The 18,544-nt window shown below is 59.6% G+C and carries 16 protein-coding genes and 1 tRNA gene; 11 read left to right on the top strand and 6 right to left on the bottom strand.

The features are described 5' to 3' along the window. Positions 1–113 precede the first annotated feature (113 nt). The 7 genes from SPI05_RS02605 to rplA all read left to right on the top strand — a co-directional run bounded on the left by SPI05_RS02605 (position 114) and on the right by rplA (position 8,961). Positions 114–2,801 (top strand): translation initiation factor 2, encoded by a 2,688-nt coding sequence (locus tag SPI05_RS02605; protein ID WP_321075871.1) that lies wholly within the window; start codon positions 114–116, stop codon positions 2,799–2,801. A gap of 52 nt (positions 2,802–2,853) precedes the next feature. Continuing rightward, the gene (locus SPI05_RS02600; RefSeq protein ID WP_321075869.1) at positions 2,854–4,098 is read left to right on the top strand and encodes a UDP-N-acetylmuramate dehydrogenase; all 1,245 of its coding nucleotides are present in this window, start codon (positions 2,854–2,856) and stop codon (positions 4,096–4,098) included. 378 nt (positions 4,099–4,476) lie between these two features. After that, positions 4,477–4,561, top strand: a tRNA-Tyr gene (locus tag SPI05_RS02595). A 48-nt stretch (positions 4,562–4,609) separates the two neighbouring features. Then, positions 4,610–6,253: an MFS transporter gene (locus SPI05_RS02590; RefSeq protein ID WP_321075867.1), complete on the top strand. Its 1,644-nt coding sequence runs from the start codon at positions 4,610–4,612 to the stop codon at positions 6,251–6,253. Positions 6,254–6,262: 9 nt separating this feature from the next. Further along, on the top strand, positions 6,263–7,570 hold the full coding sequence (locus SPI05_RS02585) for an MFS transporter (RefSeq protein WP_321075865.1): 1,308 nt from the start codon (positions 6,263–6,265) through the stop codon (positions 7,568–7,570). A 219-nt stretch (positions 7,571–7,789) separates the two neighbouring features. Continuing rightward, positions 7,790–8,215, top strand: coding sequence for a 50S ribosomal protein L11 (gene rplK / locus SPI05_RS02580; protein ID WP_282921039.1), 426 nt, complete (start codon positions 7,790–7,792; stop codon positions 8,213–8,215). A 62-nt stretch (positions 8,216–8,277) separates the two neighbouring features. Further along, positions 8,278–8,961, top strand: coding sequence for a 50S ribosomal protein L1 (gene rplA, locus SPI05_RS02575; RefSeq protein WP_321075862.1), 684 nt, complete (start codon positions 8,278–8,280; stop codon positions 8,959–8,961). 134 nt (positions 8,962–9,095) lie between these two features. Here rplA and SPI05_RS02570 read toward each other — a convergent pair whose 3' ends face one another. Further along, positions 9,096–9,785: a hypothetical protein gene (locus SPI05_RS02570; protein ID WP_321075861.1), complete on the bottom strand. Its 690-nt coding sequence runs from the start codon at positions 9,783–9,785 to the stop codon at positions 9,096–9,098. A gap of 561 nt (positions 9,786–10,346) precedes the next feature. Between SPI05_RS02570 and rplJ the strand changes: the two genes are divergently transcribed. Continuing rightward, a complete protein-coding gene (rplJ, locus tag SPI05_RS02565; RefSeq protein ID WP_282921048.1) occupies positions 10,347–10,868 on the top strand; it encodes a 50S ribosomal protein L10 in 522 nt (173 codons plus the stop codon). Between the two features lie 105 nt (positions 10,869–10,973). After that, the gene (gene rplL / locus SPI05_RS02560) at positions 10,974–11,363 is read left to right on the top strand and encodes a 50S ribosomal protein L7/L12 (protein ID WP_296182796.1); all 390 of its coding nucleotides are present in this window, start codon (positions 10,974–10,976) and stop codon (positions 11,361–11,363) included. A gap of 111 nt (positions 11,364–11,474) precedes the next feature. Here rplL and brnQ read toward each other — a convergent pair whose 3' ends face one another. The 5 genes from brnQ to SPI05_RS02535 form a co-directional block, all read right to left on the bottom strand. Then, a complete protein-coding gene (brnQ, locus tag SPI05_RS02555; protein ID WP_321075856.1) occupies positions 11,475–12,923 on the bottom strand; it encodes a branched-chain amino acid transport system II carrier protein in 1,449 nt (482 codons plus the stop codon). 308 nt (positions 12,924–13,231) lie between these two features. Then, a complete protein-coding gene (locus SPI05_RS02550) occupies positions 13,232–13,564 on the bottom strand; it encodes a site-specific DNA-methyltransferase (RefSeq protein WP_321075855.1) in 333 nt (110 codons plus the stop codon). A 90-nt stretch (positions 13,565–13,654) separates the two neighbouring features. Further along, positions 13,655–14,416 carry a site-specific DNA-methyltransferase gene (locus SPI05_RS02545; protein ID WP_321075853.1) on the bottom strand — a complete coding sequence of 254 codons (762 nt, stop codon included), beginning with the start codon at positions 14,414–14,416 and terminating at the stop codon, positions 13,655–13,657. Between the two features lie 62 nt (positions 14,417–14,478). Then, positions 14,479–15,798 carry a HAMP domain-containing sensor histidine kinase gene (locus tag SPI05_RS02540; protein WP_321075851.1) on the bottom strand — a complete coding sequence of 440 codons (1,320 nt, stop codon included), beginning with the start codon at positions 15,796–15,798 and terminating at the stop codon, positions 14,479–14,481. 3 nt (positions 15,799–15,801) lie between these two features. Then, entirely contained in the window at positions 15,802–16,479 is a 678-nt protein-coding gene (locus SPI05_RS02535; protein ID WP_321075849.1) for a response regulator transcription factor, read from the bottom strand. 288 nt (positions 16,480–16,767) lie between these two features. On the opposite strand from SPI05_RS02535, the gene SPI05_RS02530 reads away from it, so the two are divergent. Both SPI05_RS02530 and SPI05_RS02525 read left to right on the top strand, forming a co-directional pair. Next, positions 16,768–17,562 (top strand): alpha/beta fold hydrolase, encoded by a 795-nt coding sequence (locus SPI05_RS02530; protein ID WP_321075847.1) that lies wholly within the window; start codon positions 16,768–16,770, stop codon positions 17,560–17,562. A gap of 16 nt (positions 17,563–17,578) precedes the next feature. Then, on the top strand, positions 17,579–18,535 hold the full coding sequence (locus tag SPI05_RS02525) for an alpha/beta hydrolase (protein ID WP_321075846.1): 957 nt from the start codon (positions 17,579–17,581) through the stop codon (positions 18,533–18,535). Positions 18,536–18,544: the final 9 nt, after the last annotated feature.

Raw genomic sequence — 18,544 nt, 5'->3', positions numbered from 1 at the left:
CTAGCTAATCCTGTGAAGGCTGCCACGGAAACGGCCGAAAGCCTGTTGCCGGCAAACTTTCAGCAATCTGCCCGGTGGGCAGCATTTGGATTCACCAGCGGGAAGGCGTCGCAGTGTTTGATGAATGGCTGACCTTCCCCTCCAATGGGGTGGCCTGGGCATTCCAGATTTTTACCAAGTTCGGGCCATTGCCAATCATGCTGGCAATTTTTATCATCATGGTTCCATTTCGGCCTCAGGTTCCCCGAACCATGCCAATGCACCACCGCCGAGCTATTCTCCAGATGGAGTGGACTTTCCGTGTCGCCCTGTCTTTCGCCCTGATTACCGTAATGCTCAGCCCGGCTGCCCTCATCAGCTTGTACAACTCCGGGTTGTTGACGCAAAACGCGTTTAACTCGATGAATACCATGCTGGTGCTGTTGGTGGGGGTCGCTTTCCAATTGCCTTACCTGTTGATGGTTCACGTGTGGTTTCCCCGGCCCCTGAACTGGCTGCCGAATCGCAACTGGGTCATCAGCCCGCGCTTCCGGTTGTGGGCGTGGCTTGTGTATATCCTCATCTGGATAGCGACCGAAATCATGATGGTGGTGGGCGGAATCGCGTTCGAAAGGCCGAATGCCTCCGTTTCGAGCGAAGAAATTCTGGCCGCGGCAGGGTATTACCTGATAGAAGGCATCATCTTCCTGTCTATGTCGGTATATATCCAGTACCGCATTTCGTGGCGGAATCCCGTTCCGGGAGTGCCGCTGGCGGTGGATATGGCGCTGCGCCGCGAGGACTTGAACAATGTGCAAAAATTCGCCACGTTTATTTTGGGTGCGGGAGTGTCGCGGTGTCTGCAATTCCTGGCGCAACTTCAATACGAAAGCGGGCCGTTCGTTATCTCAGCCGTCTCTCTGGTGTTGAGTTGGGTGGTGTCTCTGAGTTCGTTGGCTCTCGCCTGCATTCCGACCTGGTGGTTTATGCGCAAGACGGATCCGTCTCGACGCCTCATGACGGCGCTGAGAAAAAAGGTGATGAGCGAAAAACGCGACCCGAATCTGTTCAGCTTGGAAAATTTCCGGAACATGTTGGACTATGACGAGGACGAACTCATTAAGGGATCTATACCCCAGCCAAGGAAAAATCTGTTTGTGTCCACGCTGGAAAATCCCCAAAAGGATCTGCTGACCGCCCCCGGTTCCGGTTCGGCTCCCGAAGAAGTCGCCCAGGCTTTCACGTATATGTCCAAGTTGGCTGCCCGTGCAGGAGTGGGATTGACCCCGGAGGAACGCAAGGGATTGGCAGAGATTCGCCAAGCTGTACGGGAACTGGTGGAACACCGTGTCGCTTTGAATGAGGGTGTGGCATCCAACTTGATTCCGATGAACCCCAATGCCGCGCTGGCCCAGGACGGTGAGCATGGGGACACAGTCGGGCTGCCCGAAGGGCAGGCAGAGGAAGGCGAACCTCTGGATTCGGGCTTGGCGCACCTGTTGGGTCAGTCCGTCATCGACACTGCGGTTGGCTTGGATTCCCAATCTTTGCAGGAATGGGACGAGTTCTACAAAGAAAAAGATGAGATGGAGCGCCAGGAAAAGGCTTGGGAAAAACAAAAGGAAATGCAGGAACTTGCCATCAAAACGTTTGGTTTCGACCCTTATGCCTACGACCCTTACGGCTACGCCAACCCCTACGGGAATGCCTACGGCGGTTACGCCAACCCGTACGAAGATTTTGGAGCCGACCCTTACACCCAGCCTTATGCGAACGGTTACGGCTACGGGACGTCGAACCCTTATGCAGATTTGTATGCGGATTCCGGATACGCAGACCCCTACGGCGGATATGGCTATGATCCTTACGGCTACAACGCGGGATATTGGCAGATGAATCCCAACATGGCGGGGGCTTACGGTGCATATCCTTGGGGCTGGCCCAACGGCGCGCCCACTATTCCCAATCCGCAGCCTTACGGTTACTTGGATGCGGGAGGGACTAATGGTGCAGCCTCGGAGGCTCCCGGGAATCCCGCGGCGGTTTCCGGGGCAGGGCCGGAAGGCTCTATGTTCCCCTGTCAGTCTGCGGTGGGTCCGCAGGGCGGGGCGTTCCCGGTTCCTGGCGACCCCCTTTCCCCCGGGGGGATGGGCACCGGTGAAGCGAATCCTGCGAATAACTGGCCGGGCGGCGAGCCCCAGAACGCAGCATTGGCCAGCCAGCCCGGTGAACCTGAGGTTCCCGGTTTCGGTGCGCCAGTGGGGCCGGGTGCGGGAACTACGCCAGCTATTCCCGGTGCCCCCATGGAGCCTAGTGCGCCGGTGGCAGGAAGTGCGCCGATGGATCCGGCCAGGCTCGGAGCCCCAGCCGGAGTTGGCGCGCCGATGCTAAACAATCCCGCGAATCACGTGGATCCGGCGAATCCTGGGGTGCCAGAACATCAGGCTGTGCCGGGTTATCCCTTTGTGGCGCGAACGATGGAAGGCTATTCCACCGTGGGTGCTCCCGCGTCGCCACCGTCCCTGCACCCGCTAGTTAACTTGGGTCAGCCCGGCCCGCAGGTTCCGGGCGTGCCGGCCAACCCCGTCCAGCCAGTTCCGCCAGCGAATCCGGGATTCCCCCAAAATCCCGGCCTTGTGAACCCCGCCGGGCCGAATGTTTCCCGTCCGCCCCAGCCTTACACCCCGGCGAACGCGGAAGCGGTCGAGGAGGCCATCGACCCTCGGGCCGTGTACCCACCGACCTTTGCCAAACCGCGGCCCGTCCCGAGACAGTACGAAGAATTCGTTGAGGACGAAGCCGAAATCGAAGAACTGCCCTAGGGGGCGCGGCTCGAACCCGGGGCGGCATTTGGGTATAAAGGAGACGTAATCAGTGCGATTGGGCGATTTGTGTACTTTGCGCGTGGGGGGAGAAGCGCGCCGATTTTTGCTGGGGACACGCCGCGACGAGCTGATTCAGGCGATTGCTCAAGCTGATGCGGCCAGGGAGCCACTGCTGTTCCTGGGCGGAGGGTCGAATCTGGTGCCGGTGGACGGCGAGTTTCCCGGATTGGTGATCCGCGACGGTCGCGAGGACGTGCGGGTGTTGACCCTGCAGGAGTTCAGTGAACTACGCGCTGGCGGGGAGCAACCATCTCAGGGGCGTGAACCCGACACTGAGCTGCACCCTGATGCGTCTCGCGGCATTCGTGATGCCGCCGTGGTCGTGGCGAAAGCCCAGCAGCTTGCCGCCGCCACGCCCTCGTGCGTATTTATCAGCGTGTCCGGGGGACTGGCCTGGGACCGGCTGGTGGAGTATTGCGTGACGCAAGAGTTTTCCGGGCTGGAGGCGCTGAGTGGGATTCCCGGCGTGGTTGGGGCGGCGCCCGTGCAAAATATTGGGGCTTACGGTGGGGAGGTCGCGGACTGCCTGCTGGGAGTCACGGCGTGGGACCGCCAGGAGAACAGGCTAGTGTATTTGAGCGCCGCGGACCTCCGTTTCGGCTACCGAGATTCCCTACTAAAACAGTCTCGATTGCAGACTGAGGCAGATTCGGGGCGGTCACGGTTTGCGCCGGCGCGCCCCGGAACAAACCCTGCTACCGGGCGGTGGATTGTGCTGGAAGTCGATTTTGCGCTGCGCCGCGGCGGAGGCACACCCGTTCGTTACGCCCAGTTGGCGACGGCACTCGGAGTACCGATGGGCACGGTCGTACCGGCGGCCCAGATTCGCACGGCAGTGCTGGAACTGCGGCATTCCAAAGGCATGGTTTTGGACCCGTCCGACCATGACACCTGGTCAGTAGGGTCGTTCTTTACTAATCCGATATTGCCGGTCGAGGCGGCCGCAGCTTTGGATCTAACGGAGAATGCTCCCCGCTGGGAGGCGGCGCTGCCGGGCCGTGCCGGGGAGGTGGGAGTGAAACTGTCTGCTGCCTGGCTCATTGAGCACTCCGGCATTACGAAAGGATTTGCCCTGCCGGGAGCGGGCGCGGGAGTCTCGACGAAACACGTCCTGGCGCTAACAAACCGCGGCAACGCCACGGCCGCGGACATTCAGGCTCTGGCCAGCCATATCATCGCCGCGGTGCAGGGGGCTTACGGGGTTACCCTGGTTCCCGAGCCGGTCATTTTGTAGCACTTTGCGAATCACCTAGATTCGCACTATCCAGCACGAATGACCGATTTCACCGCCTCCGAGCGCCACTCTCCCGACTCGAAAATGCGTCTACCAGCAGTTTTATAAACGGAACGACGGGCGTGACTGCGGATTCCAACTCGAAATCGGTCGTTCATGCATATGCCTCAGCGGTTTTCAAAGCCGGTGAGAATCCGGGGATACCCGCCAGGGTTGTCAATAAACCGGGGTATTTGGGCGGTAGCTGCCAATAATGGCAGCTACCCGGTTATACTCCCCCTATATCCCGCAAAATATCGTCGCCCCTGCGCTCGCCAGGGGCGACGTTTGCGAAAATAGCGGCGTATCTGGTAGTCTAGTTGGGCGCTTTCGGCGTATGGCGGGTTTCCCGAGTGGCCAAAGGGGACTGACTGTAAATCAGCTGCGCAATGCTTCAGGGGTTCGAATCCCTTACCCGCCACCATTACTTTATTCTGGGTTATTTTTACGGCACAGAAATCGCAGGCGACATATGGCAAAGAATACTGAAGTACCCGGCGAAAACGGCGAACTCTTCGATGAAAACAGCAGTCCGCAGGTTCCTCACGAGACCAATGACGGTGACCCGCGGATTGTCACTGTCCCCGGTTCCTCCAAGAAATATCGCACCTCACTGATCCTGGTCGTGGTCCTGATGGGACTGGCTTTGACCCTGTTGCAAGTCTCCACCGTGAACGTCGCCCTCGCGGTGCTGCCCGACTCTATCGGAGCCAGTGCACAAGAGGTGCAATGGGTCATTTCCGGGTATGCCCTCGCTATCGGGCTGTCGATGGTGCCGATGGGACGCCTTGGCGACTTGTTTGGCCGCTCGCTCCTGTTTGTCCTGGGCCTCGCGCTGTTTTCCGTGTCCTCGTTCCTGTGTGCCATCTCGACTTCCGGGTCGATGCTGGACTGGATGCGAATCTTGCAAGGATTCGCGGCCGGTATTTATAGTCCCCAGACCGCGGGAATTATTCAGCAGTATTTTTCCGGCCAAGCCCGCGCGCTGGCTTACGCCCTGATGGGTTTAGTCGTGTCCGTTACCGTGGCTCTGGGCCCGATGCTGGCCGGTATCCTGATTGCGATTTTTGGCCGGGAAAATGGCTGGCGTCTCTCGTTTTCCCTGAACCTGCCGCTGGGTCTGATTGGGGTCATTTGTGCGCTGCTGTGGCTGCCGTTTAAACGGGAACGAATCTTTGCCCGCCGCGCCCGCATTGAAGCCTTGGAAGCTGACATCGCCCGGGCCGTCAAAGCTGGCAAGAAAGTCCCGAAGCGGCCCCGCGTCGACCTTGACCCGCTGGGGATGATCCTGCTGGGGGCGGCGGTTATCGGCATTATGCTGCCTTTCGTAACCACCGGATCGCTGTGGCGTTTCGTCCTGATTCCCGCGTCTCTCACCGTATTCGTCCTGTGGGTCTGGTGGGAGCGGGCGTATGAGGCCCGGGGACGTTACCCGATGGTGAGCTTGCGGCTGTTCAAAATTCCCTCCTACAGCTTTGCCAGCGCGATTGGCGCTATCCAGTTCTTGGGCGTGCCCTCAGTGTACGCCATCAATGCCATGTTCTTGCAAAACGGCTTCGGTCAAACCGCGCTCATTGCGGGCCTCAGCGGGATGCCCGGCGCAATCCTGTCCGGTGTGACTTCCATCGCGGTAGCGCGCCAGACCATCAAGCACGGCCGGGTCATCCAGGCCTGGTCGCTGGCGATAATGCTGGTGGGGGTGGTGTTGACCGCGGTTATGGCGGTGCTGTTTACCCACGGCGGTTCTGTGTGGCTCATCAGTATTGGGCTGGCGGTACTGGGGCTCGGCTCAGGCTCGATGGGTTCGGCGAACCAAACGCAGGCGATGCTGGAAGTCCCGCCCTCCCGAGGCAGTATTGCCGGGGGCATCCAACAAACCGGCCAGCGTATCTTTACCGCCATCGGTTCCGCTGTTCTCACCGGAGTGTTCTTTGGGGCGACCGCCGGGTTGGAAGCTACCGTGCCTGGAGCGAATCTGACTTTAGCGAAAGCCTGGAGTCACGGCTATGTGCTGTCTTTCGCGGGTTCCGCCGGATTCCTGGCGATAGCCCTGGTCGCGGCCGTTGTCTTTGTTTTCTTTCCCCGTCAACCGCGCCCGGTCGCCGCGAGAAAATGAAGAAGTGACGTGAACGCAGTAAATCCTCAGAATTCCGCCAACATAGGGCCAGAAATCTGGCACAACCAAAAGCGCATGTTCCCGCCGATGGCTATCGGGCTATCGATGGCAGGATTTTACGTCACCGCTGCCGGTTCTCTCATCGCCACCCTGTCGCGCGACCTTGGCGTGAAACCCGAGGCTTTCACCTGGCTGGGCGCCGCCTACGGCTTTGGCATGCTGGTGTCGGGGCTGCTGGCGCCATGGGTGATGCGCAACGGCCCGGTCTGGTCGCTGCGGCTTGCCCCGCTGTTGGTCCTGCTGGGCACAGGGATGGTGGCTTGGAGTCCCTCGATTGCGGTCAGCTTGGTGGGCGTGACTTTGGCTTGCCTGGGTGGCAGCACAGTTTCGGCCGCGGTCGCCGGCACATTCGTCGGTACCGAGGGGACGAAGTACCTGTCATTGACCGTCGGGATTTCCTCTTCGGTGTCTATTGCAACGACGGTGGTTTTTGCTCTGGTAGAGCGCGTATTTCCCGGTTTTGGCCGCATGGCGCTGTGGTTTGTCTTGCTGATGGCCGTGCCGACTTTGGTGTGGGGGTGGAGACTCCCGGCTGTGCCATTCCGGCAGGTGTTGCAAAAGGGCTTGAGCACGCCAACCGAGTCGCCGTCCGCAACGGGTGATGCCGCCAGCGACCAGCCCACCCCCGCTGCTGCGGGCGTAAAACCCGGTGAGCCCAGCGCTTCTGCGGACTCCCGTGACTCCGGCGCTTCCCGAACACCCGGCGTGAAGCCCTCCAAGTGGTTGTTTACTTCCCAAATCCTGCGCCTCATCCTCACGGCCGGAGTCGAGTTCGCCATGTATGCCTGGGCTGTGACGCGCCTGCGGGAGTTGGGGGTCGAGCTGGCACCGGCCTCGGGACTGGCAACCGCGTTTGCTGTCGGCATGGCGGTGGGCCGTCTGGGCGGAGCCGTCTTTGCGCGGCGCTATGGAGCCTGGTGGGTCTTTGTGGGGCTAGGATTCTGTGGTACGGCCGCGGTCGCTTTCGTGCCCTCAGTCGGAGTGGCGGTAGTCGGTTTGTTCATCAGTGGCCTGGGGGTGAGCTGCCTGTATCCCATCAGCGCGACGGAGTTCTCCGGCTTGCCAGGGGTGCAAAAGCAACATGCAGCGGCGGTCATTAGTTGTCTTTCCGGGATTGGCGCTATCGTGACGCCGCTGCTGCTGGGGCTGCTCTTGGCGGCTGTAGGCCTGCACTTCGGTTTCTTGGTGCTGCTGGGGTTCTACGTGCTTCTGGTGTTTTTGCCGCGGCCCTCCGCCGCGCACTTGGGAATCGGCTAAATTGGTGTAAAAGCCGGGGGAGCGTTAGAATATTTCCTTGTGCGTCTTGATGGCGTGCGCCTTTTGCTACCCGTAAACGGGCGGCGTCTCGCGGGGAGATTACCGCGAGAAAACGATGCAGACCGAGTGAAAGCCGCGTCACCACGGCCCTCACGAAGTCGAAACAGTTTGGGTGGAAACCTGCCAGGTCGACACCCCTATGGAAAAGGACCCAAAAATATGGCTAAGAAAAAAGTCATCGGAGTGATTAAACTCCAGATTCAAGCCGGTGGGGCAAACCCGGCACCGCCGATTGGCCCGGCATTGAGCCAACACGGCGTAAACATTATGGAATTCTGCAAGGACTACAACGCCAAGACCGAGTCGATGCGCGGCTCCGTGGTTCCTGTGGAAATCACCGTTTACGAGGATCACAGCTTCGACTATGTGCTGAAGACCTCGCCGGCCTCCGAGATGATTCGTAAGGCTGCGGGGGTTCAGAAAGGTTCGGGCACCCCGAACACCGTCAAGGTAGCGAATCTGACCTGGGATCAGGTAGAAAAGATTGCTTCGGAAAAAATGCAAGACCTCAACGCTAATGACATCGAGGCCGCGAAAAAGATTATCGCGGGTACCGCTCGGTCCATGGGCATCACGGTCGGTTAATCGTCAAAAACTGTGGAGGGGCTTAGTGTTTGCCCACACCACGACTGCGTAAGGAGCAGAACATGAAACACGCCAAGAAATACAACGAGGCCGCGAAGAAGATTCTTCCGGACACTCTCTATCCCATCGACGACGCATTCAAGTTGGTAAAGGAAACTTCCAGCGTGAAGTTCGACGCGACCGTAGAGGTTGCGATGCGTCTGAACGTTGACCCCCGCAAGGCTGATCAGATGGTGCGCGGCACCGTTTCTCTGCCTCACGGCACCGGCAAAACCGTTCGGGTCCTGGTTTTTGCCGTAGGTGATAAGGCCGCTGACGCCGAGGCGGCGGGCGCTGACGAGGTCGGTGGGGACGAACTTATTGAGAAGGTCTCCAAAGGCTACACCGACTTTGATGTGGCCGTAGCGACTCCTGACTTGATGGGCAAGGTCGGTCGCTTGGGCAAGGTGCTCGGTCCGCGCGGCCTGATGCCGAACCCCAAGACCGGTACCGTCACCATGGACGTGGCGAAGGCGGTCAAGGATATCAAGGGCGGGCGTATCGAGTTCCGCGTTGACAAGCACGCTAACCTGCAGTTCATCGTGGGTAAGTGCTCGTTCGAGGCCGCCCAGCTGGCCGAGAACTTCCGGGCTGTGCTGGAGGAAGTCGAGCGTCTGCGTCCCTCGACCATCAAGGGCCGTTACATTAAGAAGGCTTCCATCTCAACGACGATGGGTCCTTCGATTCCGGTGTCGCTGGCTGAGTAATACTGGCTTTTAGGTGAATCCCCGCGGGCGTGCTCGCGGGGATTCACGTTTAAACATCTCGGGCCCGGCCCGCACGCGGCGAACCGGACCCGATTGGTCTTGGACAGGACCATTGAATCCTTACCTAACTTCGCTTAGGCTTCGACCTTCTTGCCCTTCACCAAAGAAGGCACGATCAGCAAGATCAGGCCGACCACAGCCAGGCCAATACCGGCGGCCTTGGCGACGGTGCCGATCATGCTCCAGCCGTAGGCGTTCAGCAAGGTGCCCTGGATCATGTTGCCCTGGAAGAAAGTGTTGTTCTTCAGGTTAGCCAGCTCGCCAATCTTTGCCACGTCTTCGGCGATCTTGGGGTCAACGTCCTTGGCCTTGGTGATTTCGGCCATCTTGCCGCGGCGCATGTCGTCGGTCAGGGTCGGGTCGTCGGCCTTCAGTTGCTCCCACACCTTGTCCTCGAACTGGGTGGAGTATTCGCCGATACCGTTGAAAGTCTGCAGTTCCTCGGGCACACCGGCGCGGGCGGCGGAGCCCTTCATATGCACGCCCATGTAGTGCTCGGCGAAGGCTTTGGCCTGGGCGCCGGTGGTCATCGACTGGCCGTAGAACGGCTTCAGCGCGGCGACGTCCTCGGGGGCGTACTGGCCGCCCTTGTCGGTCGTGCTGTTCTCGATTTCCTGCTGGCTCGGCATGGTGATGCCTTGCGCTTTCAGCTGGTCGGCGATGAAGGAGTGGTCAAACACGCCGCCGCCAAAGGCACCGATGCCCAGGACAATCAGCACAATCCCGACAATACGGGACAAAGTCTTGTAAATCTTAGCTTCCATTGAAGCTCCTTCTCTGAGAGAGTTCCTGCAAAAAACTCGAGAATTTTATCTCGATATCAAGATAGTAACCCCCGGGTTCTGGGGTCGGCAACAGATAAACGCCGTTTGCCAGGACAAAGTTCAAAATTTTAACTATTCAATAGGTTTCCGTGGTGGTTTCTTGGTTTGACCTGCGGTTTTGGGGTAAGGTTTACCTTTCCTTTGGGGTGATTGCGTGATCGGTTTGGGGCGCTACGCCATCGAGATCGACGGTTCGGGCTACGCTCCCTACGTTCGCTACGCCATCACTGTCGATCTGCTGGCTTCACTTCGATTTTGGCGGGATGGTGCGACTGTGCTAACCTAGACAGGCCTAAGACCGCCGGTCCGAATGGATAATTCAGCGATAGCTGAGCCTGCGCAGGAAACGATAAGCGAATCACGAACGGTACCCACCGACCTTGTGCAGGGATAAAAACCCTAAGAGGGCGGAAACCGTAACTGTACGCCCCGGATCTTGCGCCCGGGGCTTTTCTATTGCCCAAAACTCCGTGACGCCGGCTAAAAACGGAAGGAGGGCTCATGGCAAGGCCTGATAAAGTCACAGATGTGCAGTCTCTCGCGGCATCCGCGAAGGACTCCGCCGCTGTCATTTTGACCGAATACCGTGGTCTGACCGTAAAGCAGATGAAAGAGCTGCGTACCTCGCTTGGGGTAGGAGTACGTTACTCCGTAGCGAAGAACAAGCTCGCGAAGCTGGCTATGAAGGAAGCGGGGTTGGAGGGTCTCGACGAATATCTCGTGGGACCGACCGCTATCGCTTTCGTCCCGGCCGATGGTGATGTTGTTAGCGTCGCCAAGGCTCTGGATACCTTTGCGAAGGATAACAAGGCGCTGGTTCTAAAGGCTGGCATCATGGACGGGGAAATCCTCGATACTGACGCTGTTAAGAAACTCGCTTCCCTGGAATCCCGCGAAGTTTTGCTGGCGAAGTCCGCTGGATTGCTCAAGGCGCTGCAAACTCGCGCTGCCGGGCTGTTCCAGGCTTCGGCCTCCAAGACGGTTCGCACCATCGACGCCTACCGCGAAAAACTCGCGGCCTAAGGCGCTTTACTTTAGACCTAGATTCAAAGAGAAATGCGCTCGCCCTAGCGAGCAACGCCCGGTGTACAGGAACCACCAGGCGGATAAACCGAAAGGATGCCTAAAATGGCGAAAATGACTGTTGATGAACTGATCGACGTGTTCAAGGATATGACCCTGATTGAGATCTCTGACTTCGTTAAGAAGTTCGAGGAGGTCTTTGACGTGACCGCCGCTGCTCCGGCTGCGGTGGCCGTGGCGGCTGCTCCGGCTGCTGGTGGCGAAGCCGCTGGTGGCGAAGAAAAGACCGAGTTTGACGTAGTGCTCGAGAGCGCTGGCTCCTCCAAGGTGCCGGTTATCAAGGTCGTCAAGGCTCTGACCGGCCTGGGCTTGAAGGAAGCCAAGGACCTGGTTGATGGCGCTCCCAAGGCCATCCTCGAAGGCGCCAAGAAGGAAGACGCTGAAAAGGCCAAGGCTGACCTCGAAGAGGCCGGCGCTACCGTTACCCTGAAGTAGCAACGCTTTCGGGGTGTATCGCACTCCGAAAGCCGTTCACAGGCTTAAATCCGTTGGGCACTGCAGATATCTGCAGTGCCCAACGTGCATTTACGGATTTGCGACCGGAGGTTAGCCCTCGACCGGCAGGTCGTCCGTCTCCGAGTTCCGGTCGGGAATCCCGGTCGGAGTCTGGGAAACCGGGAGCTTAGACACATCAACGGGGTGGAGCAGGTCGATGGCGATGCCTACCGCGACCCCGGCCAGAGCGGGGGTCAGCCAGCCCATCTGGACATTCCCCAGCGGAAGGATATGCAAAACGTCTTGCAGAGCCTGCTGCCAGCCGCTGACGTTCTCCCAAGCCGGCAGCTTGAAAGTCGAGATAGCTTCAAAAATCCCGATGATGCCGGCCACCCACGCGGAAAGCCGGTAGGTCCAGAACAGCTGGCGCTTCATGGTGTAATCCAGCAGGGCGATGAGAATCAGACAGATAGCCGGGGGATAGGTCGCCAGACCAATCGTCACCACGATGGCGAGGATATTCTCTAACCCTAGGTTGGCCACCAGCAGGGAAATCACCACGTGAATCCCCAGCATGGCCGACCGATGTACTTTCGGCAACAGGTCGCAGAAGTATTGGGTCGAGGCTCCCATCAGCCCGGTAGCGGTGGTCAAGCAGGCCAGGAACACGATAATCGAGAACAGGCTTTGGCCGACCGGGCCGAAAATCATTTGCGCCGCCAGGGACAGACCGGCTGCCGGGTTAGCAATCTCCTGGTCTGCCACGCGGGTACCCACGAACGCCAAGCCGGTGTAAACAATAGCTAGGGACGCTCCGGCAATCCCGGCGGTAAAGGTCGTGGCCCGGAACACGGAACGCTTTTCGTTGTAGCCGTGAGCATGCAGCTGGGTAATGATAACGACGCCAAACACCAGGGAGGCCAAGGCGTCCATCGTGCCGTAACCGGTTTTCAGCCCCTCGGTAAAGGGCGAAGCCTGATAGGCCGGGTTGGGGTGGAGTGTCTCGACACTGGGCAGTTTAAACATGGCGATGGCAATCATCACCAGCAGCAAAATCAGCAGCGCCGGGGTCAGGTATTGCCCGATGCGATCGAGCATCCGGTCGGGACGGTTGAGCAAAATCAACACGATGGCAAAGAAAATCAACGAGTAAATAAACAGCCCGACATGATTCGCGGCGTTATCACCGGTCTGGGTCCCGAGGCTGGTCAAAGGCCGGATAGCCATCTCCCAAGACACGGTCGCCACCCGGGGCATCGCGTAGAGCATTCCGCAAAACAGAAAGATAGCCACGGTCAAAATCAGCCCTGGAATGTGCCCGATACGGTCCGCAATCCGCCCGGCTCCATAAGCATCCGTCGAGGCCGCCATCATCCCCGCCACCGGGAACAGCACGCCCGTCAGCAAAATACCGATAACCGCGGGGATTACGTTGGCCCCGCCGCTGACGCCGACTTGGAACGGAAATATCAGGTTGCCTGCGCCGAAAAACATGGCGAACAGGGCAAATCCGGAAACTAAAAGGTAGGTGTCGAAGCCTTTACGGCTAGGGGAATTCATATATAGCCTTCCTGATGGGTGGCAAATTGGCGGGACTTTCCCGGATTCCAAGCCTAGCACAAGTCGGATTTACCAGGAATTCCCCGGTTTCTCAAGGATTTTAGGGGCGGGGAGTCGGGTTGGTTAGGGTCGGTCAAGGCCGGTGACGCGAGATGGGCGGTCAAGGGAGGCGGTGTGAGGAGGTCGGTCGCGCGGGATTGCCCAACCCGGGGGTCACGGCTGGCGCTCGCCCGGGCCCGGGAACCAACTTTGCGTCAGCTATTTAGCGAAGCAGTGCGCGGAGTGGGCCACCGTCAGCGTCAAGCTGGCTAACAGCGCAGTTCCCGGAACGGAACTTCGGCAGTCCGCAGGCGGGCGGCGGTGAGGTCGGCGATGGTATGTAGCCCCTGCTCGCCAGCCGGGCCGGATGTAGCCGAACTAAACGGTTCTTCCAGCTGAATCAGGAAAAAACGCCGCCCGGTGGTGTGCGCCGCCTGCCCGGTGGTGCCCGAGCCGGCAAAAAAATCCAGGACCGTGTCGCCGGGGCTGGTAGCGGCCTCGATGAGGACTTGCAGCAGCTTCGTGGGCTTGGGGGTTTCAAACAGTCCGCCGAGCCCCAGATGCTGCAGTTCTCGCTGCCCTGAAATCGTAGAGGGGCCCATGACCAGGTCTTTCAGGGCAGTTTCATGAAAATTCCGGATTTTCGTATAAATCTTTAGGCTGCGGTGTGCCCCCCGGCCGTGTACCTGAAATTACAAGTCTGCATAATCGCGTTCCACCTTCGCTCGTGACCAGCGCCAAGCGTGATACTTCAGTCCTGGTTTCGCATTCGGATGGGGGTGGGCGCTGACCCAGCCCGCTTCTGCCAGTTCGGGGTCAGCGGCTCCGACCTCACTGGTGCGCACCGCCCCGCTCCGGGGGTGATAGTGAATGTCGAACACCATCGAAGGGGCGGTGATTTCGTTGAACTTCGAGTTCGTGTTGTACAGCTCGTTCTTGGTGACGTAAGCGCCGCGCGCATCGTGTTTTACCTGGCGTTGGGGCAGGTGGTACACGGTTGGCATGAGTTTTTGCAACAGCTCGGTGCGACCGCGAAGCTGGCCCACCTGGGCGGCGTCGCGGGCATAAGTCAATATGTACTCGTGCGTTCCCGCCGGTCCGGCCCCCAATTGGCGGCCTTTCAGGTTAGAAACCCACACGAAGTTGCCAATCAGATTTGCGGTGCCAAAAATGCGGTCCATCTCGAGTTTCAGTTCGCACAGTTGGTTAAAGTCAATCGAGATAAAGATGAGGCCATCAGTGCTGAGCAGTTCACGCGCCTCCGCCAATAGCGGGCGCATCATCGCGAGCCACTCGTCTTTGGCGCGCCGATCGTGGTAGGCGAAAGTGTTTCCGGTGTTGTAGGGCGGGTCGATGTAAATCATCTTCACGCGTTGCCCGGCTTGGTGCAGAGTCCGTAAACCTGCCGCGGCATCGGCACGCAACAGCCAGTTACCTTCCCGAAAATCGTCCACGAAAAAATCCTACCGAGCCTCGTGCCGCGTATCGGGAAAAATCGCCGGTCGAACCGGGAAAGTCAGAACCGGCGCTTGGGATGGGACACGGAAATAATGGCGCCCTGGGGCAACACCTTGTTCGGATCCAGGGAAGCCGGCACGGTGGCGACAAAAGCCTGGAAAGTCGGGGGACGGCGCACAATGAGTTCGAGTTTCCCGCCGTCGGCTTCGATGAGCTGTTTCGCCAGCGCCAAGCCAATCCCGGTCGAACCGTGTCCCGACACGCCTTTCTTAAAAATATCCGGGGCGATTTCATCGTCCACGCCCTCGCCTTCGTCACTGACCTCGAAATACATGCCCTTCTTGTTGCCGCTCATCTTGGCGCGTACCGTAGTCGTGCCCGCCCCGTACTTCAACGAATTCTCCAGCAGAGTGGCGAGGACTTGTCCCAGCGAGCCGGGAGTGGCGAGGGCGGGGCGGTCGGTTTCGTTACGGAACACCAGTGGACGATTCGCTGCCCGGAACTGGTTTTCCCACTCGTTCTGCTGGTGTACCAGGAATTCGTCGACGTTAATCGCCTGGGTGGTGCCCCCGCCGGCATTCTGGGAGTTGCGTTTCAGATCCTCGACCACGCCGGTCAGGCGTTCCAGCTGTTCCAGGCACTGTTCGGCTTCTTGCTGTACTTCCGGTTCACTGCTGATCATCTGGATTTCTTCCAGTCGCATAGACAGGGCTGTCAGCGGGGTGCGCAGCTGGTGGGATACGTCCGAGGCGAACTGGCGTTCTGCGGCGATACGCCCCGCCAGGTTTTCGCTGGCCCTAACCAGTTCGTCTTGTACCAGGTCGATTTCTTCAATCCCGGAGGGAGTCACGCGGGGACGTACCCCGCCGGAACCGAGTTGCTCAGCCTGTGCGGACAGATAAATGAGCGGCGCCGAGATTCGGCGAGAGGACCGCAGCGCGATGAACGCGCCGACCAAGACTGCTGCCCCCACCCCGGAAAGAGTCACCAAAACAAACACTACGGAACGTGAACGGGCGTTATCCGAGGAAGAAATGACTGTCAGGGTGGCTCCCGTGGCGGTCTCGACCCTGGAGACGAGCGGGAAAACCGGGCGAGTTCCAAAGCTCAAATCCCGCCCGTCCTGAGTGGTGACTTCCACCCTGGTGTCGGCCGAGCGTCCCGGCCACAGCCAGCTGGCCACGGTCACGTCAGTCACATAGTGGCCGGTCAGAGACGTACGGTCCAGGGCTAGCGCGTATTGTTTAGCGGTTGCGTCAACATCGGCGCGGGCTGAATCCCACAGCTGATTAACGGCGAAAGCGGCCAAAGGCACGCCCAGCAACAGCACGGCAATGATGACCGCGCTGAGGATAGAAATCAGGATTTGCTTGCGCAAGGGCTAGGCAGTTTCAAAACGGAAGCCCATGCCGCGCACGGTGGTGATGTAATGCGGATTGTTCGCGTCGTCGCCGAGTTTGCGGCGCAGCCACGAGACGTGCATGTCCAGGGTCTTGGTGGAACCCGACGGATCCCCGCCCCACACTTCGCGCATAATGGCTTCCCGCTCCACGACCGCGCCGGCTTCGCGCACCAGCACCCGCAGCAGTTCAAATTCTTTCGCGGTCAGCTGCAGTTCGCGCGCGCCCTGGAAAGCGCGGTGCGCGGAAACCTCGATGCGCACGTCCTGGGCGGTCAGGTCGCTTTCTTCGGTGATTTCCCCGCCGGAGCGCCGCAGCAGAGCCCGCACGCGAGCCAGCAGTTCGCCCAGCCGGAAAGGCTTGGTGACGTAGTCGTCCGCCCCGGCATCCAAGCCCACCACCATGTCAACTTCGCCGGTACGTGCCGTCAGAATGAGAATCGGAATGGTCAGGCCTTGGGCGCGAATCGTGCGTGCCACATCCAGACCGTCCATATCGGGCAGCCCCAAGTCCAAAATCACCATGTCGGAGTCATTGACTTGTTTCAGGGCAGAACCGCCCGTAACGTGGGCGCCGACTTCGTAGCCTTCGCGTTGTAAAGCGCGGGTCAGCGGCTCGGCAATTGCGGGATCGTCTTCGACTAAAAGGACTCTGGTCATTCCTCTTCCTCTGCTTTCGCTTTTCTATCTCCTGGTTCCGTTCTCTCGAATTGACCGAAACTCTGGATTATCGCAGGTGTTCGTGAACTGGGAGAATGGTGAAACCCTAAGTCATCATCGAGTAAAACTTTACCATCTTTTGACCCGTTGCGCTATTCGAATGCGCATTTTCATTTCTGCTTGAAGTCAGGTTTTCCGAGGCTTGCGGGTTTGAATAGTATCCCGGTTTTGTGCCGACTCTGAGGATAGAATAGGGTCGCAAAGTCTTTTCGGGAGAGGAAGTTGGAGATGCTGTCCCATTATGTGTCGGGTGAGCCGCAAAACCCGATGGTGGTGTTGGTTCACGGAGTCTGCGATTCGGCCTTGGCCTGGGTCGATTTGCTAAACCACCTGCGCGACCGTTACTTCGTGGTGGCGCTGGATTCGCTGGGACACGGCACCTCGCGGCGTCTGCGCGATACGGAGCTAGCCGACCCGGCTGCGGCTTCCGCAACAGAATTGGCGCTGACCTTGCAATATCTGGAACAGCTCTATGGGCAAACCCCGGTCATCGTGGCCCATTCCATGGGGGCGGCCATTTCCAGCTACCTCGGCGGGCATCATCCCGAGTTGATGAAAGCGCTCTTTCTCGAGGACCCGGCCTGGTTGAGTCCGGCGCAAGCGGCCGGATATCGCCAGCGGGCTGGTGAACAGGTCGCCCGCTGTGAACACACCTGGCAGGCCAATCCGGTGGAAACACTGGCGGACAACGTGGCGCAGCGCCCGGGCTGGAGCGCCGCCTCACACTACGGCTGGGCATTAGGCAAAGGGCTGGTGGACCCGCGCCTGCTGGCCACCGGTATCGTCAGTTTTCGTAAACCTTGGCCTGAAATCGTCGCGGCGCTGCGCGTGCCGACCAAAGTTGTTACCTCAGACACTGATGAAGTGTTGATTGGTCCGGCGGGAGTGGACGCTATCGCCCAGGTGGGTAACCCTTTGGTGCAAACCGAGGTTATTTCCGGGACTAGTCACGGCGTGCGGCTCGGCGCCCCGGAGCAATACCACGCCAGTTTAGACGAATGGCTTCACCGCTACGCGGGCTGACCGGAAAGGCAAAACGATGCAACCCTTCTTGTGCCCCGAACTGACGCCAGCAATCGCCGCTACGCCCCCACAAACACCTTGTGACCTGCAAACTATGCGAAGCGAAGGGGACCGAATGTTGGGTATGTCCACAGGAACCCCGACCGGAGTGAACCTCGACGTGAGGGAAATCCCCGGCGGAGACGGCCAACCCATGGAACTGCGCTGTTTCACCCCGCAACCCGCTGCGCAGCCCCCGGCGGCAAAAGGTCGGGCGGGTTATTCAGCCATCTTGCTCACCTTCCATGGCGGCGGTTACGTGGCTGGTAGAGCCCGGTTTGACGACGTGCACAATGTTGAGCTGGCCGAGTATTTGGGGGCCGTAGTCCTGTCCGCGGATTATCGCCTCGCCCCCGAATTTCCGGTGGACCGAGCGATTGCGGATTGCCGGGCGGCGCTGCTTTATGCCCTGGAGCGGGGGCGCGAGTTAGGGCTGGAAGTGTTTGTTTTCGGCGATTCCGCCGGGGCCGGGCTGGCGTATTATTCCGTGGCGGACCTGCTGGCGGAATCAGCGGAGTGTCCGGTGGCGGGAATGATTCTGTTTGAACCCTGCTTGGATCCGCGCTGCGAGAGTGAATCTATGCAAACTCACGCCGCCGGCCCGGTCTGGACGGCCCAGGCCAATCGGGAGGCTTGGGATTTGGCGGCACCGAGCCCGGCCCTGCGTGCGAAACTGACGGAAATCCTGGACAGCCCGGCGGTGGCGGGCAAAATGCCGCGCAGTCTCATCGTGGTGAACCCCATCGACCCGCTGCGCGACGAAGGGCTGCGTCTAGCGCTGCACCTGGCTGATTGCGGGGTGCCGGTGGAGGCGCATATGTATGCCGGGACCTTCCACGGGGCTTTGCGAGTGCCGGGCAGCCAAACCTGGGCCGAGCTGCGGGAACTGCTGGGCCGTTTTCTGGGTTGCCGTGAATCAAAACCGCGCGATTAGGCTAGAGGC

Origin of the sequence: Mobiluncus sp., from assembly GCF_034180645.1 — a bacterium.
In the GTDB taxonomy this organism is placed as follows: Bacteria; Actinomycetota; Actinomycetes; order Actinomycetales; family Actinomycetaceae; genus Mobiluncus.
Note: the sequence above shows the minus strand (reverse complement) of the source record. Positions and strands in the feature narration are given on the sequence as shown.

Excerpts from the sequence above, each read along its gene's own strand:
- SPI05_RS02550 (WP_321075855.1), bottom strand. The coding sequence starts at position 13,564 with ATGGGCCCCTCTACGATTTCAGGGCAGCGAGAACTGCAGCATCTGGGG.
- brnQ (WP_321075856.1), bottom strand. The coding sequence starts at position 12,923 with ATGAATTCCCCTAGCCGTAAAGGCTTCGACACCTACCTTTTAGTTTCC.
- SPI05_RS02590 (WP_321075867.1), top strand. The coding sequence starts at position 4,610 with ATGGCAAAGAATACTGAAGTACCCGGCGAAAACGGCGAACTCTTCGAT.
- SPI05_RS02570 (WP_321075861.1), bottom strand. The coding sequence starts at position 9,785 with ATGGAAGCTAAGATTTACAAGACTTTGTCCCGTATTGTCGGGATTGTG.
- rplK (WP_282921039.1), top strand. The coding sequence starts at position 7,790 with ATGGCTAAGAAAAAAGTCATCGGAGTGATTAAACTCCAGATTCAAGCC.
- SPI05_RS02535 (WP_321075849.1), bottom strand. The coding sequence starts at position 16,479 with ATGACCAGAGTCCTTTTAGTCGAAGACGATCCCGCAATTGCCGAGCCG.
- rplA (WP_321075862.1), top strand. The coding sequence starts at position 8,278 with ATGAAACACGCCAAGAAATACAACGAGGCCGCGAAGAAGATTCTTCCG.
- SPI05_RS02525 (WP_321075846.1), top strand. The coding sequence starts at position 17,579 with ATGCAACCCTTCTTGTGCCCCGAACTGACGCCAGCAATCGCCGCTACG.
- SPI05_RS02530 (WP_321075847.1), top strand. The coding sequence starts at position 16,768 with ATGCTGTCCCATTATGTGTCGGGTGAGCCGCAAAACCCGATGGTGGTG.
- rplL (WP_296182796.1), top strand. The coding sequence starts at position 10,974 with ATGGCGAAAATGACTGTTGATGAACTGATCGACGTGTTCAAGGATATG.
- rplJ (WP_282921048.1), top strand. The coding sequence starts at position 10,347 with ATGGCAAGGCCTGATAAAGTCACAGATGTGCAGTCTCTCGCGGCATCC.